We start from the raw sequence: 13,881 nt of genomic DNA on the forward strand, positions 1-13,881 counted from the left end.
CTCAGGCCTCCGGCATGACGATTCCGCCGCACACCGGCACGCGCACCCCCGTGACGAAGCTTGCGAGGTCGGAGGCCAGAAAGGCGATCATGTTGGCGACGTCCTGGTCGTAGCCACGGCGTCCGAGCGGTACGGAGCGCTCATAGAGCGGCTGCACCTCGTCGCGGTCGCGGCGATCCTTGTCGGAGATGATCCAGCCCGGCGCAACCTGATTGACCGTGATGCCGTGTTCTCCGAGCTCTTTCGCCAGCGAGCGCAGCATGCCGTCCATCGCGCATTTGGCTGCGGTGTAGGGCGCTCGGTTCGGCAGCGCCAGGCTCGTCATCTCCGTGCCGAGCGAAATCAGGCGCCCCCATCTGCGCTCGATCATCGGGCCGGAAAACACCCGTGCGGTCGCCCAGGCCTGCAGGACGGAGGAGCGAAACACCCGATCGAACTGGTCGGCCGTCTGATCGACGACGGGGCGCTCGTCGAACCAGGTCACCGCATTGTTCACGACGATGTCGACCGGGCCGAGCCTGCTCTCCGCGATCCCGCGCATTGCCTCGACATCCTCGAGCTTTGCAACGTCACCCGAGACGGTGCAGGCGCGCTGTGGGTCGAGCTCGTTCAACTCGTCGCGCAGTCGCTCGGCGGTATCGCGTGCCGTCAGGTAGTGGATGGCGACCTTCGCGCCGCAGGCCGCCAAGGTTCGTGCGATCGGCCGGCCGATCTCTCCCGCCGCACCGGTGACGAGCGCGACCCTGCCCGACAAATCGATCTGCAGCGGCGATCTCAGCGGCTTCAGCGCCGGGTCGTCCGGCAGTGGGCCCAGCGTATTTCGTCGAATTCGTCGTGCAACAGCGCTCGCGATCCGCATACGCCGGCCTCCAACCACCATTCAATGTCAACGGGACGACATTAAATGGCCGGCGCAGGAATTAAATTACACAATTTGCCGCATTATACCTGGCGATGGCTCGGCAGATTGGCGGATGCCCGGCGCTGCGCGTGCCGCATGTTGCGATGTCGTGTTCTGATGCCGCCGGAGTGATCAGGACGCGTGCGTCGTCGGGCTCTCGACGAGACGATCGCGAAGCTGCCAGCCTTTGCTGCTCGAGTCCCGCGTTTGCTCGGCGACCGGGGCGCCGGCTGGCGCAGGCCTGAACCTGTGCCTGAGTTGCCTGAAATACGGCTCGATGAAGCGTTCGATCGCAGCCGCATAGACCACCGCGATCAGGAGCGTCAGCGGAAAGAGCAAATAGGGCTTGGCTGCTATTGCTGGGAAGTTCTTGTCGATGGTTCGGATCACGACATTGTGGATCAGATAGATCGCATAGGAGTAGGTGCCGAGCGTCATCATCCAGGAGCGGTTGAGTTCACGGAACAGCGGCGCGTCGGCGAAACGGACGGCGAGGTAGAATAGCGGCATCAAGGCCAGTCCCTGAACGCTGTAGCGGGCCGTCTCCCGAAAGGTCGGGTCGCGGTAGAGCAGGGAGAGCAGCAGCACGGCCGCTGCGCCCAGCAGGAGCGCCCAGTGCGCTGCCGACATCGCGCCGTGTTCCCTCCGCTGCCGCATCGGATTCGTCATGAGCGCCAGGATGCAGCCATAGGCGATCGAGTCGATGCGCGTATCCGATCCGTAATAGGTGCGGTCGGAGAAAAAGCCGGGCGCGTGCACCAGATGGATGCGCCAGGCGAGCACGGCGAGACAGACGAGCCCAAGCAGCACGCCGATGGTGCGGGGGCGCAGCGCAGACCCGAGCAGCACGGTCATCAGCAAGGGATAGACGATATAGAAATGCTCCTCGACCGCGAGCGACCAGAGGATGCCGGTGCCGTCCGGGACCGTATTGCCGGGATCGAAGAACAGGCCATAGTAGTTGGCGAAATAGAGGAGCTGCGCTGCCAGCCCCTGGGCGGTGATCCCGCCATCCAGCAGGCCGGTAAAGGTGAGCCCATAGGCGATCGCCAATGTGAGCAGCAGGGGCGGCATCAGCCGGAACACGCGCCGTGCGTAGAAGCTTGGGATGTTGAGGGTCGAGGTGCGCTCGTGCTCCGACAACATGAGCGTCGAGATCAGAAACCCGCTCAGGAAGAAAAAGATCGTGACGCCAAAGCCGCCTGGAATCACCGTCTGCAGCCCGGAATGGCCGAGAACGACGATCAGGACCGATAGCGCGCGGATGCCGTCCAGTGAGGGAATGACCGGAGAAGGGCTGGCCAGCCCATTCGTTGCGGCAGCCGCTTCTGCAGATGAGACGCTGTCACCCGGATCTCCGAGCGGCGCTGACAAGGAGGCGTCGCGAAGACGGCTGAACGCGAAATTCATGGCCATGATATCCGGTCGAGTCCGAGAATGATCTGCTTCGCAAAACGTCGCTTCGTCGCCACGGTCCGCGGGGCCGATCACCTCGTGTCGGCGAGGGGGTGACTGGCTTGCCAGAGCTGGGCCCGCTCGGCATTGATCCGTGCCGTCGCGGCACGCTTGCCCAGCCGCAGACAGGCGCGCTGATAGGTGCGGAGGAAGCGCCGGAACTCCGGATCGTCGTAGCGCGGCAGGCCCTTCAGCCAGCTCCGGAAATAGCCCCACAACATGGCGGTGCTGCCGATCAGTGCAGGATAGGCGGGCAGGTGATAGACGGCGACCGCGAGGTGATAGAGCGGCGATGTGCCCATGAAATACTGGCCGAACCCCTTGCGCAGACGTCCTGTCCAGATGCCCTTGTGGCTTGCGCCCTGCGGGCGCAGATGAATGAAGCGCAGGGGCTCGGTGTCGACGCTTTCGGCAATCCAGCCGAGCATGCGGCAGCGGTGGCAGTCGATGCCGTCCCACATCACCTGGCGCACGAAGCCGCCGATCTCCCGGAAGCAGGCCACGCGGTAGAACTTGGTCATGCCGACCGACATCTCGTCGCCGCAGACCTCCGGCTCCAGGGCGCCGGTCTGCGGGTGGACGAACCACGGCTTGCCCGACGTGGTGCCGACGCGCGGATCGGCCTCCATGCGCGCCATCAGCAGCTCGAAGTAGCGCGGGGGCAGGTCGAGGTCCATGTCGAGCTTGCACAGATAGTCGTAGTCTTCGAGCCGGACAGTCTCCAGGCCAGCGTAGAACGCCTCGATCACGCCGGGGCCGACCTTGCGTCCGCCCCGGTCGGCGCGGCGCACCACGCGCAGATAGGGCAGTCGCCCCGCATACTCCTCGAGAATGGCGGGGGTCTCGTCGGTCGAGCCGTCGTCGACCACGATCCACAGCGCGGGCGGTACCGTCTGGGCCGCCACGCTGTCGAGCGTGCGGCGCAGATACTCAGCCTCGTCCCGGCACGGCGAGATCAGCAAATAGCGGCGCGATGGCGTCACGGTCAAAATTCCCTTGCAGAAGGCCGCTGGTCGAATGTGAGGCCCGTCGAGCTGCGTCGCTCACGACTTTCAATAATTTAAATCCTGATTTAATATTATGACATGCGACGTGTCAAAATCATGGTGATTTTAAATCTTGGCGGGCGTCGGCGGACCCGGACGGAGCGGATCGAAGCGGCGTGCGGCGAGGCCGCTGGGAAGGCCCCGTGGTGGGCCTTGCCGTTCGCGTCGAGCCGCCTTCCACGCGGCTGGATTTTCTGCGCGGCGGCGCTCGCGGTGCTCCGCCTTGGCGGCGTTGCCGAAGCCGCCGAGCCGCCTGGGTTGCCGCCAGCATCGGACCGCAGTCTGTTGCCGGCGGATCGCTGGGTCGCCTGGAATCCGGGCTTGATGTCGTCGGGGGGCATTCCGAACCGCACCACCATCTACCGGACGCTGTCTCCAAGCGGCGCAGATGACACCGGCGCGATCCAGGCGGCGCTCGGCGCTGCGCCGGCCGGGCAGGTGGTGATGCTAGGACCCGGCACGTTCATCGTCAGCGAACCTTTGCTTATCAGCCGCCCGGTGACGTTGCGCGGCTCCGGTGCAGGCACGACTCGGCTGGTAAAGCCGAACGGGGCCCGCGCCAGAACGTCCGCGGTCATTGCCGGCACCGTGGGAATCCGCACACCTGTCGACCCCGGCTCGTACAGCTATGATCCGAAGCCGGTCATCATCGTCGGACCCTCGCGTTGGAACAACGGCCCCGACAGCACGGCCTCGCAGAACCTAACGGCTGATGGCGCGCAGGGAGCGACGACGATCACAGTGGCCGGCACAGCGAATTTCAAGGTCGGCGACTTCGTGCTGCTCGATGAGACGTCGGGCGCATCATGGCAGGCGACGCCGGCAGGCTTCCCGGAGGCAGCGAAAGTCTGGCAGGGCGATCGCGTCGCCTGGAACATGCATCACCCGGTCCAACCGGGCGACGACAATGGCGGCTCGAGTGCGGCAGGACCGTATGACCAGACGCCCGGCGTGCTCCCGAAGTCGATGTCGTGGTTCGCGCGGACCGACCGGGCGACCGCCGAGATCAAGCAGATCGCAGCCGTGTCGCCCACCACGGTCACGTTCACCTCACCCCTGACGATCAGCTACCGCGTCAGCCATCAGGCGCAGCTCACGCCCTACAGCACCGACCCGAACAGTGGCGGTCACGCTGCCAACAATCGCGACATCCACATCGCCAATGCGGGCGTCGAGCATTTGAGCATCCTGGGTGGTGCGGATGGCGCCCTGCGGTTCGAGGCCGCCGCCTATTCATGGGCCAAATCCATCGAAGTGACGCAGTGGCTCGGTGAAGGCGTCGCGATCAACAACTCGTTCCGGATCGAGCTGCGCGATTCCTATATTCACGCCGGGTCGTGGCCTCAGCCGGGTGGTGCCGGATACGCCATCAGTCTCGCTCTGGGCTCGTCGGAGGTCCTGGTTGAAAACAACATTCTCGTCGATGTCTGCAAGACCATGGTGTTTCGCTCCGCAGGTGCGGGCACCGTCGTCGGCTACAACTATGCCGACGATTCGTTCGATTTCGACAATCCCGGTTGGGTCGAGGTCGGCATCAATGCGTCACACATGGCCGGCTCGCATCACGTGCTGTTCGAGGGCAACCTGTCTCACAACGCCGACAGCGACTACACGCATGGCAACGCCATCTATCTGACCTTCTTCCGCAACCATCTGACCGGGCAGCGTCAGCGTTTCGTCGACCGATCCGGAATTCGCACTGTTGGCCTCGCCTATGGATCGTGGTGGGACTCCTTCGTCGGCAACGTGCTGGGCCGTCCGGGGCGCATGGGCGGTTGGGTCTATGACGATCCGTCGATGCGGGCAAACGTTGCCCGTTGGGGGCAGGGCGGGGCAGGCAACATCTGGATGCTCGGCTATGATCCGGAACGATGGACGATGGCTCCGGATCCGAAGACGTTGGCGACGGTGATCCGCGGCGGCAATTTCGATTATCTCACCAATCAGGTGGTTTGGACCGATGGCCTGCCCGCGCAGCCGCTACCGGCCTCGCTCTATCTGCGGGCCAAGCCCGGCTTCTTCGGCGACCATCGCTGGCCCTGGGTCGATTCGGTTGCCGAGACCAAGCTTCACGTGCTTCCGGCAAAGGCCAGGCTCGATGCCGGGGCGCCCTTCGCCGCGGCGCCAGGAGCAACGCAATAGACCGTCCCGATGCTCGCTACGAGGGCGCGGTGGCGGCGTCCGTCATGTGCGGATGCCGAGCCGAGGCCGCCACGCGACTCGCGCGCGGACGGAGCCGATCGATTGTCTGGACGCTGATTGACGGGAGGGCATGCTCAGCGGCGACCGGCGCCAGTATCGCGCGGCTTCGACCGTGACGAGCACGAACACGACCCAGGAGACGTCGAAGGCGCGGAGCCACAAGGTCTCGAGGAAGTTATAGAACATCACGAACAAGGCGACGGACAGCAGGATCCATGCTCGCTTGGCGTCGTGTTTCATGACGCGCCCGATGACGTGCACAGTGGTCACGAGAAAGACGAGCAGGAACGTGAGGCCGACGTAGCCGAGCTCCAGCATCGCATCGTAGTAGCCATTGTGCGAGTTCGGCATGGCTTTCACCCAGCCAGGGGCCTCGGTGATGCTCGGCGCGTCCGCTCCGACCAGCCAGAAGCTCTGATAGCCCCATCCGAGCAACGGCCTCTGCGCGATCTGCGTTTCGGAGAAGGCCCAAATGGTCGTTCGGCCCGTGAAACTGGAATCGCCCGTCAACAGATAGGCGATCCGGCCAGTGTTGAAGCCGGCGAGCTGGCCGACCACGAAGTAGCTCAGAACGATGACTGCGAGCACGAGGACGGGCGCAAGCCGCAGCGCGCGCGCCGTCACGAGCGTCAGCATTGCCAGGACGGGAGCGAGGAGCGCAAGACCAAGCGCCGTCTTGGAGCTGGACAGGAAGATCAGGACGACCGCTCCGGCGGCAACCAGGAGCCCGAGCAGACGACGATGGCCGGGATAGAGCAGCTCGTGGACCGACAGCAGAAAGGCGAGCGCGGCAAACTCGCCCAACAGGTTCTTCCCCGAGAAATAGCCCTGATAGCCGATGTCGACCAGAGCAGTGCCGTATTGCGCGTAGGTCGCGTACCCCCCGGGGATCAGCAGCACGTTCAGGATCGCCCCGACCGCAAAGCAGGCGAACATGCCGCGCAGGATGTCCGCTCTCGGACTCGACAACAGGGCCGGCAGCACCACGGCGGTCAGCACCATCGCTTCCTGAACGAAACGGACGAAAGCGAACTCCGGCTTGAAGGCCCAGGCGACGCTGGCGCCGGCCAGACCAAAGTATACGCAGAGGCTGACGATGTTGGGCGGCGCGGCGAGACGGGTCCCGCGCGCCAGGCGTTGCGCGGCGACGATGATGGCGACGGCGGCCAGAACGGGCCAGAAGATCCGGTTCTCCGTGCGGCTTTCCAGCAGGCCTTGAAGCCCGGGCGACGGCGGGAAGCTGAAATAGATCAGCGGCTGAATGAGCGACGAATAGGCGAAGGCCAGCACCGGGATCACCGCGCAGATGTCGAACGCGCCCGCAGATGAGGGCGGCGCCGCGGCCGTTGAGGATGTCGTCACCTGAAATCTGGGCATCCTATTTCTGCTTCCAAACTATCCGAATGGACCATCAGGCGGGCGGGCCCGCGGCAGATCCTGTGAACATTATCCCGATGCGGTTTTAAATAAAGACGTTTCGTCGAAGCCTCTGCGCATTGCGGTGGGGGCGCCGGAAATATGCTCTTTCTTTCACAGATAAACCATATTAAATAAATCAAATGATTTAAAATTAAATGATCAATTTTGGAGCTGCCTGCTCTTCGAGGCCGGCGCCGCCGTCGGGATCCACAAGGCGGCCATCCTCGTGCAGCGGACAGATTGAGGGAGTTCGGTCGATGCTCACCACGCAGGAGTTGCAGGAGGTCGGGCGATCCTCCTATCGCGTGGGCGGTCAGAGCACGGGCCGCGGACGGCCCGAAGTCGACGCGGTGACGCTCGATCCGGCGGTCCACGACGACTTGTCGCGCGACGTCTATTGCATCCTCGGAGTGCCGATCGACGCCATCGGCATGCGCGGTGTGCTCGGTCGCATTCGCGACGCGGCTCGCTGCAAGACCCGTTTGTTGATCTCCACTCCCAATCTCAATTTCCTGGTCGCGAGCCAGTGGGACCGGAGCTTCAGGCAGTCGCTGATCCTGAGCGACCTCTGCACGGTCGATGGCATGCCGGTGGTGTGGATCGCCCGGCTCATCGGCATTCCGATCAAGAGCCGTACCGCCGGCGCCGACATTTTCGATGCGCTGAAGTCGGACGCCGGGTCTGCAAACGCTCTCAAGCTGTTTCTGTTTGGCGGACCGCAGGGTGCCGCAGAACGTGCTGCGCGGACGCTGAACAGCGAGCCGGGCGGGCTTCGCTGTGTCGGCTGGTCGAACCCGGGCTACTGTTCTGCCGAGGAGATGAGCCGGGATGACATCATCGAGGAGATCAACGCCAGTGGTGCGGACTTCCTGGTTGCGTCCTTGAGCAGTCAGAAGGGGCAATCCTGGCTGCTGCGCAACCACGACCGGCTCGCGATTCCGATTCGCGCCCATCTGGGTGCCGCGCTGAACTTCCAGGCCGGTACGGTCCGGCGGGCACCGTTGGTCCTGCGCAGCTTGGGCCTGGAGTGGATGTGGCGCATCAAGGAGGAACCTTATCTCTGGCGACGCTACTGGAACGACGGGACGGCGATGCTTGGGCTGCTGGTCACTCACGTGATGCCCTTCGTGTTGTGCACCTGGTGGATGCGGCGCACGCATGAGCGCGGGGAGGCGCTGACGATCACGCAGGACCATGGCGCGCGGGTGGTGACCTTGAGCCTCTCCGGGCCGGCAGATGCACGTCACGTCGACCGGGCCATTCCGGTATTTCGTGCCGCAGCTGCGGCCCGCAAGCGGGTGACGGTCGATTTCTCCAATGTCTGCGCCATCGATGCGCGCTTCCTTGGGCTGCTGCTGATGCTGAGGAAGCAGCTGGAGGCCCAGGGCTGCGTTGCTTCCTTCGTCGGAGTCTCGCCACTGATGGCGAGGATATTCCGCTTCGGCGGCCTGGATCTTTCCTGAGGCCACTGCTGCCGTTCTGAGCTCTCGCCGACGGGCCGCGAACAGCTTTTTCCGCGGTGCAGTGTTGCCGCCATGCGCTTGCCCGAATCCGCCCGAGCGGCTTAGCTCATCGCTAACCATTCGCCGCTAGCCTCTCGACACGGCCGAGGAGGCATGAAGATTGATGTGGGTGATCGCGCTTCATTTCGGGGCCGGGGCAGTTGCGGGAGCGATCTTCAACGTTCGCACGCTGATTGCGCTCGTCGCCCTCGTCGCCGCGGAGTGTATCGCGGTTGCGGCCGCGAGCGGCCTCTCAGCTGCGCTTCTGTCGGCCGGCGGCCTGGTTGCCGTTCAGGTCGGCTATCTCGTCGGCATCTATCTCCGCAGCGTTCTCGAGCGCGCTGGCCTCGCCCATCCCTCCATCCGGCCCGAGCATCAGCGCTGATTGCGCCCGTTCATTCGGCCATGACGCGCCCATAGCGGGCGTAATATTCATGGTTGTAGTAGTCGCCGAAGTGGTTCGCATAGAGCTTCAGCGCCTTCATGTCGGTCTTGTTGAGCACGACCCCGAGCAGTGCGTCATAGACATTCGGCGCCGTGTTCAGTGCATGCTCGACCACCTCGGCCGGTGTCCGCCCCCATTCGACGACGAGGACGAAGCTGTCGAGCAGCCCCGAGACGGCGCGCGCATCGGCAACCGGCGCGAGCGGCGGAAGATCGACGATGACGTAATCGTAGCTCTCACGCAGTTGTTCGAACAGCTTGCGCATTTGCTCGTGGGCCAGGATGTCGCTGGTGTCGCGATGTGCCGCGCCCTTGCCGGGCAGGAACTGCAACCGCGTCACGGCATCGGTCCAGACGGTGTCCTCGAGCCGCTGCGCACCCGAGACGATGTCGGCGATGCCCAGTCCGGCGTCGGGAGCAAGCATGCCGGAGAGGGACGGGTTTCGGAGATCGCAGTCGACCACGATCACCCGCTTTCCCGAGCTGGCAATCGACTGCGCGAGCGAGGCGGCGATGATCGATTTGCCCTCGTTTGGCAGCGCGGAGGTGAGCCCGAACACTTTCCGCGACGTCCGGCTCGGATCCTGATCGATCGCGACCTTCAGCGAGCGGATCGATTCCGCGAACCGAGAGGAGGGCATGGCTGATGCGGCCCAGCACGTTCCCGCGCCTCTTGCGACCAGGCGCTGGCTGCAATCCGCGTCCGCCTTGTCGACCGAGCCCGGCGTGGCCTCCTTGGTGATCCTGTTGACCTCGTCCTGCTTCAGCAGGGGAACGACCGAGAGACAGGGAAGACGCAGACGATCTTCGACCTGATTGGTGGTCCGGAAGCTGCGATCCCGCACCTCTCTCAGCAGCCCCAGGCCGCCGCCGAGCGCAAGGCCGCCGAACAGCCCGATCGCCAGCAGCAGGATCGACTTCGGCTTGCTCTTCTTCTTCGGGGGCGTCGCGGCCGAGATGACGCGCGCCTTCGTGATCGGAAACGAGCCCTGCTGGACCGAGCCCATGTAGCGCTGCAGGAACGTATCATACAGCGCGCGATACCCCTTCGCGCTGGTCTCGAGCTCGCGGATGCTGGCCTCGGCGGCCCGGGTGTCCTGCGACTGGGCCACGGCCTGCGCCAGCTGCTTTTCGACCTCCTGCTGCTGCTGCTTGGCTTCCGCATAGTCGTGCCTGGCGACGTCGGCAAGGCGTCGCACCTCGTCGAAGATCGCCTGACGGATGCTCTTCATCGCGGCGCGAATATTGACGACGGCCAGATGGTCTTTGCCGTATTTGGCGGCGTACTCGTATTCCCGCTTCGCATTGTCGAGATATTGCTGACGCAGGCCGTTGATGATCAGCGTGCTGTTTGAATTGCTGAGCGACAGCCCGTCGGGCGGATTGAGATTGCCGCTCAGCTCGGCCGGGGAGAAGTCCGAGACCGCAGCAAAGCTGTCGATCGGCGTGTCGGCATTGCTCGCGGCCAGCATCTCGTCGAACCGGTTGAGCCGGGTCATCAACGAGGCCGTATGGGTCCGGGCGGCGACCAGGCGGTTGGTCAGTTCGGTGACCTGCTGCTGATCGATGAACTTGCCGTCCGCCGTGACGATGTTGTGCCGGCTCTTCAGATCGTTCACGGCGCGCTCGGCCGCGGTGGCGTCGCTGCCGAGGTCCTGCAGACGATCGTGCAGCCACGCCGTGACGGTGCGGTGCTCGTTGGCCTCCGCCTTCAGCTGCTGGTCGAAATATTCCTTGACGATCGCATTGGCGATCATTGCGGCCCGCTTCGGATCGCTGGCGCTGAAGTCGACTTCGACGACGGTGCTGGTGCCGATCCTGAAGGCGTTCATGCGACGCTGAAACTCGTCGAGCAGATCATCCATGGATGGCGTCGTCGGCTCCGGCGTGGCGCTCACCAGCCGGCGGATGGCATCCACGGCGCCATGCAGGGGGCTCGCTTTGCCGCTGAAGTCGGGATCATCGGCCAGGTTCAGCTTGGTGATGACGGCCGTCGCGATCGACTTGGATTTCAGGATCTCGATCTGGGATTCCATGTCGAGCGGCGGATCGTCCTGCGTCGGCTGCGGCTGCAGGACGGGAGGCTTGGCGCCGCCCAGCATGATCTTCACGTCCGCCGAATAGGTCGGCGGCACGATCTTGAGAACGGCGAAGCTCGCAGCGAGTGAGACTGCGGCGGTGATCGCGATCACGAGATAATGCCGGCGCAGGAATCCCAGCGCCAGATCAAATGGTCCGGGACCGGCCCGCTCCCAGCCATGGTCTTGTTGAGGATTGTAGGCAACTGCGCTCGCATTGGGATTGTGCAGCATGTTTTTGAAGCTTCATCAGTTGCGCTGCGGACGTCGGAGCCGTCCGGATGCCTGCCAAGACAAGGATTTGATGTGTTGGGTCATTAAATTATCAGAGGGGGCGCTTGATTTAATTTATATTAAATCTAATTTTGCCCAGCAAGTGGCCTTTTAAAATTAAATAATGTCTGTGGCGAAAGCATGTGGCGCCGCGGGACGCCGGCACGAGGCTGTCGAGGACGGACTTGGCTTGTTCGGGCCGGGCATGTCAGGGCCAATCCGCGAAATCGAGAGCGGCGCGGGCCTGTCCGGCGGTTCGTTGCGAGGAGACCCCCTTGCGCCAGGCCCCCGGTGCCTGTCCGGTGTGCTTGACGAAGAAGCGGTTGAAATAGGCGCTGTCCTTGAAGCCCAGTGCGAACGCGATCTGCTTGATCGTCGCGGTGGTGGTCTCCAGGCGGGTCGCAGCCTCCTGGACGATGCGCTGCTGGATCAGCGCGCTCGGCGAGCGCTTCAGCGCGCCGGTGCACAGCGCATGCAGGCGGTCCGGCGTGACGCCGAGCAGGGCTGCGTAGTCGGCCACGCGCAATTGCTGATGAAAGCGTTCCTCGACCAGCCGGCGGAAGCGGCTCAGGATCTCGGCGCTCGAGCCTTGCGCGTCGCCGGCGCTCTCGTCGGCGAACAGCCGCCAGAAGCGCAGCACGCACAGGGTCAGCTCTGCCGACAGGATCGAGACGGCGCCGCGCCTTGCGGGATTTTCGAGCTCCGCAGCGAGGGCTGCGATCGAGCGCGCCATCACTGCTGCAAGCTCGGCTGAGACGGCGAACGCCAGAACGGCTTCGGTGCCTGCGAGGTCGAGATAGGCCGGCTCGGCCGAGGACGGCAGATGGCGGTGCCAGAGGCCGGTGCGCAGCCGAAGCAGGTGACCGGCCGCGCCGGCCGCGATGTCGAGCTGCCCGGCGCATCCTGCCGGCAGCCAGACCAGCGAGGGACCGCTCCAGGTCTGCATTTCCTCGGCTGTGAAGCGCACCGAGGCCTGTCCCGTCGACAGGCAGAGCAGGTGAATGAAGGGCCGCGCGGCATCGGAGCGTAGCGACCAGCGTCTCGGCTCGAAATGCGGGGAAATGGCCTCGGCGCCGACCGTGGCGGGGTTGCCGCGCGGCGGGCGCAGGGCCAGGGCCGCGTCATTGTGCGCGGCCGTCGGGCCAGAAAAGTACACTCTTTTGCCGGAACCGTCCATTGCGCCACCCAAGCTCGCGGTGTTTCCCTCGTCAAGCCCCCAACGACCGCAAACAAAAACCGCGGACCGAGGCGGGGAGCAGAGGAACGTCAATGCTTCACCCGCGCAGCGCGCGCGTGAACATCGGAGGAGGACAAACGGATGACTTCGACGAACCGTCGTCAGTTGTTGCGCATCGCGGGGGCCGCGGCGATCGCGGCCGGCTTTGGCGCCACGGCCGCGCAGGCCGAAACCGACAAGATCCGCATCGGTTACGCCATTTCGAAGACCGGCCCCTATGCCGGCGGCGCCGGCATCACCACGCTGCCGAACTACCAGCTGTGGGTGAAGGACGTGAACGCGGCGGGCGGCATCAAGCTCGGCGACAAGAAGCTGCCGGTCGAGATCGTCGAATATGACGACCGCAGCTCGTCGGAGGAGGCGGTGAAGGCGATCGAGCGCCTCGCCAACCAGGACAAGGTCGATTTCATCCTGTCGCCCTGGGGCACCGGCCTCAACCTCGCGGTCGGTCCGACCCTCAACAAACTTGGCTATCCGCATCTCGCGGTCACCTCGGTGACCGACAAGGCGCCGGAGCTCGCCAAACGCTGGGCCAACGCCACCTTCTGGCTCGGCACCTCGGCGCAGATCTCCAACGGCCTCGCCGAGCTGCTCGGCAAACTCAAGAGCGAGGGCAAGATCGGCGGCACGGTGGCGATGGTCAGCGTCGCCGACCAGTTCGGCATCGAGCTCGCGGCTGCCGGGCGCGAGGCGTTCAAGAAGGCCGGCCTGACGGTCGCCTATGACAAGACCTATCCGATGGGCTCGCAGGATCTGCAGCCGCTGCTCAAGGATGCGATCGCGGCCAATGCCGACGCCTTCATCGCCTTCAGCTATCCGCCGGATACGATCGGGCTGACCGAGCAGGCGCAGCTCCTGAAGTACAATCCGAAGGTGTTCTATGTCGGCGTCGGCACGGCGTTCCCGCTGTTCAAGGGCAAGTTCGCCGCCAACAGCGACGGCGTGATGGGCATCGGCGGCTGGAATGCCGATTCTCCGCCGCTGAAGGACTACCTTGCCCGCCACAAGGCGGCGACCGGGCAGGAGCCCGATCGCTGGGCGAGCTCGATCACCTATGCGAGCCTTCAGGTGTTGCAGCAGGCGATCGAGAAGGTCGGCAAGGTCGATCGTGCGGCGGTCGCCAAGGAGATCCGCGAGGGCTCCTTCGATACGATCATCGGCAAGGTCAAGCTGAAGGACGGCCTGCTGCAGGAGGTCTGGAGCGTCGGCCAGTGGCAGAACGGCGAGTTCTACGCGCTGGCGCCGGCGTCGCTGCCGGGCGCCCGCGCGGCGGTCGTGCCGAAGCCCGAGTGGAAATAGCCGAGACGAGACCGTGAGCTTGCGG

At 64.6% G+C, this 13,881-nt stretch carries 10 protein-coding genes; 4 read left to right on the plus strand and 6 right to left on the minus strand.

The window, feature by feature from the left end; genetic code table 11:
* Position 1: 1 nt before the first annotated feature.
* The 3 genes from HL666_RS31885 to HL666_RS31895 all read right to left on the minus strand — a co-directional run bounded on the left by HL666_RS31885 (position 2) and on the right by HL666_RS31895 (position 3,339).
* Positions 2 to 859, minus strand: coding sequence for an SDR family NAD(P)-dependent oxidoreductase (locus HL666_RS31885; protein ID WP_172134601.1), 858 nt, complete (start codon positions 857 to 859; stop codon positions 2 to 4).
* A gap of 174 nt (positions 860 to 1,033) precedes the next feature.
* Positions 1,034 to 2,311 (minus strand): acyltransferase family protein, encoded by a 1,278-nt coding sequence (locus tag HL666_RS31890; protein ID WP_246741678.1) that lies wholly within the window; start codon positions 2,309 to 2,311, stop codon positions 1,034 to 1,036.
* Between the two features lie 77 nt (positions 2,312 to 2,388).
* Positions 2,389 to 3,339: a glycosyltransferase gene (locus HL666_RS31895; protein WP_172113322.1), complete on the minus strand. Its 951-nt coding sequence runs from the start codon at positions 3,337 to 3,339 to the stop codon at positions 2,389 to 2,391.
* Positions 3,340 to 3,660: 321 nt separating this feature from the next.
* Between HL666_RS31895 and HL666_RS31900 the strand changes: the two genes are divergently transcribed.
* Positions 3,661 to 5,544, plus strand: a complete 1,884-nt coding sequence (locus HL666_RS31900; RefSeq protein WP_246741679.1) for a glycosyl hydrolase family 28-related protein — start codon at positions 3,661 to 3,663, stop codon at positions 5,542 to 5,544.
* 42 nt (positions 5,545 to 5,586) lie between these two features.
* Here HL666_RS31900 and HL666_RS31905 read toward each other — a convergent pair whose 3' ends face one another.
* A complete protein-coding gene (locus tag HL666_RS31905; protein ID WP_172185500.1) occupies positions 5,587 to 6,981 on the minus strand; it encodes an O-antigen ligase family protein in 1,395 nt (464 codons plus the stop codon).
* 299 nt (positions 6,982 to 7,280) lie between these two features.
* Here HL666_RS31905 and HL666_RS31910 point away from each other — a divergent pair, with 299 nt between their 5' ends.
* Together HL666_RS31910 and HL666_RS31915 are read left to right on the plus strand one after the other, a co-directional pair.
* On the plus strand, positions 7,281 to 8,486 hold the full coding sequence (locus HL666_RS31910; protein WP_172185502.1) for a WecB/TagA/CpsF family glycosyltransferase: 1,206 nt from the start codon (positions 7,281 to 7,283) through the stop codon (positions 8,484 to 8,486).
* Between the two features lie 163 nt (positions 8,487 to 8,649).
* On the plus strand, positions 8,650 to 8,910 hold the full coding sequence (locus HL666_RS31915; protein ID WP_172113325.1) for a hypothetical protein: 261 nt from the start codon (positions 8,650 to 8,652) through the stop codon (positions 8,908 to 8,910).
* Positions 8,911 to 8,920: 10 nt separating this feature from the next.
* Here HL666_RS31915 and HL666_RS31920 read toward each other — a convergent pair whose 3' ends face one another.
* Entirely contained in the window at positions 8,921 to 11,281 is a 2,361-nt protein-coding gene (locus tag HL666_RS31920) for a polysaccharide biosynthesis tyrosine autokinase (protein WP_172185503.1), read from the minus strand.
* A gap of 247 nt (positions 11,282 to 11,528) precedes the next feature.
* Positions 11,529 to 12,476 (minus strand): helix-turn-helix domain-containing protein, encoded by a 948-nt coding sequence (locus HL666_RS31925; protein WP_311976781.1) that lies wholly within the window; start codon positions 12,474 to 12,476, stop codon positions 11,529 to 11,531.
* Positions 12,477 to 12,638: 162 nt separating this feature from the next.
* Between HL666_RS31925 and HL666_RS31930 the strand changes: the two genes are divergently transcribed.
* Complete coding sequence (locus tag HL666_RS31930; RefSeq protein WP_172113328.1) at positions 12,639 to 13,856, plus strand: amino acid ABC transporter substrate-binding protein; 1,218 nt, start codon at positions 12,639 to 12,641, stop codon at positions 13,854 to 13,856.
* The last annotated feature ends 25 nt before the right edge of the window (positions 13,857 to 13,881 follow it).

It is taken from the genome of Bradyrhizobium aeschynomenes, from assembly GCF_013178945.1.
GTDB classification, from domain to species: Bacteria; Pseudomonadota; Alphaproteobacteria; order Rhizobiales; family Xanthobacteraceae; genus Bradyrhizobium; species Bradyrhizobium aeschynomenes.

Bases quoted from the DNA above. Each gene is read 5' to 3' on its own strand.
- HL666_RS31915 (WP_172113325.1), top strand. From the start codon at position 8,650: ATGTGGGTGATCGCGCTTCATTTCGGGGCCGGGGCAGTTGCGGGAGCG.
- HL666_RS31890 (WP_246741678.1), bottom strand. From the start codon at position 2,311: ATGAATTTCGCGTTCAGCCGTCTTCGCGACGCCTCCTTGTCAGCGCCG.
- HL666_RS31885 (WP_172134601.1), bottom strand. From the start codon at position 859: ATGCGGATCGCGAGCGCTGTTGCACGACGAATTCGACGAAATACGCTG.
- HL666_RS31930 (WP_172113328.1), top strand. From the start codon at position 12,639: ATGACTTCGACGAACCGTCGTCAGTTGTTGCGCATCGCGGGGGCCGCG.
- HL666_RS31920 (WP_172185503.1), bottom strand. From the start codon at position 11,281: ATGCTGCACAATCCCAATGCGAGCGCAGTTGCCTACAATCCTCAACAA.
- HL666_RS31910 (WP_172185502.1), top strand. From the start codon at position 7,281: ATGCTCACCACGCAGGAGTTGCAGGAGGTCGGGCGATCCTCCTATCGC.
- HL666_RS31905 (WP_172185500.1), bottom strand. From the start codon at position 6,981: ATGCCCAGATTTCAGGTGACGACATCCTCAACGGCCGCGGCGCCGCCC.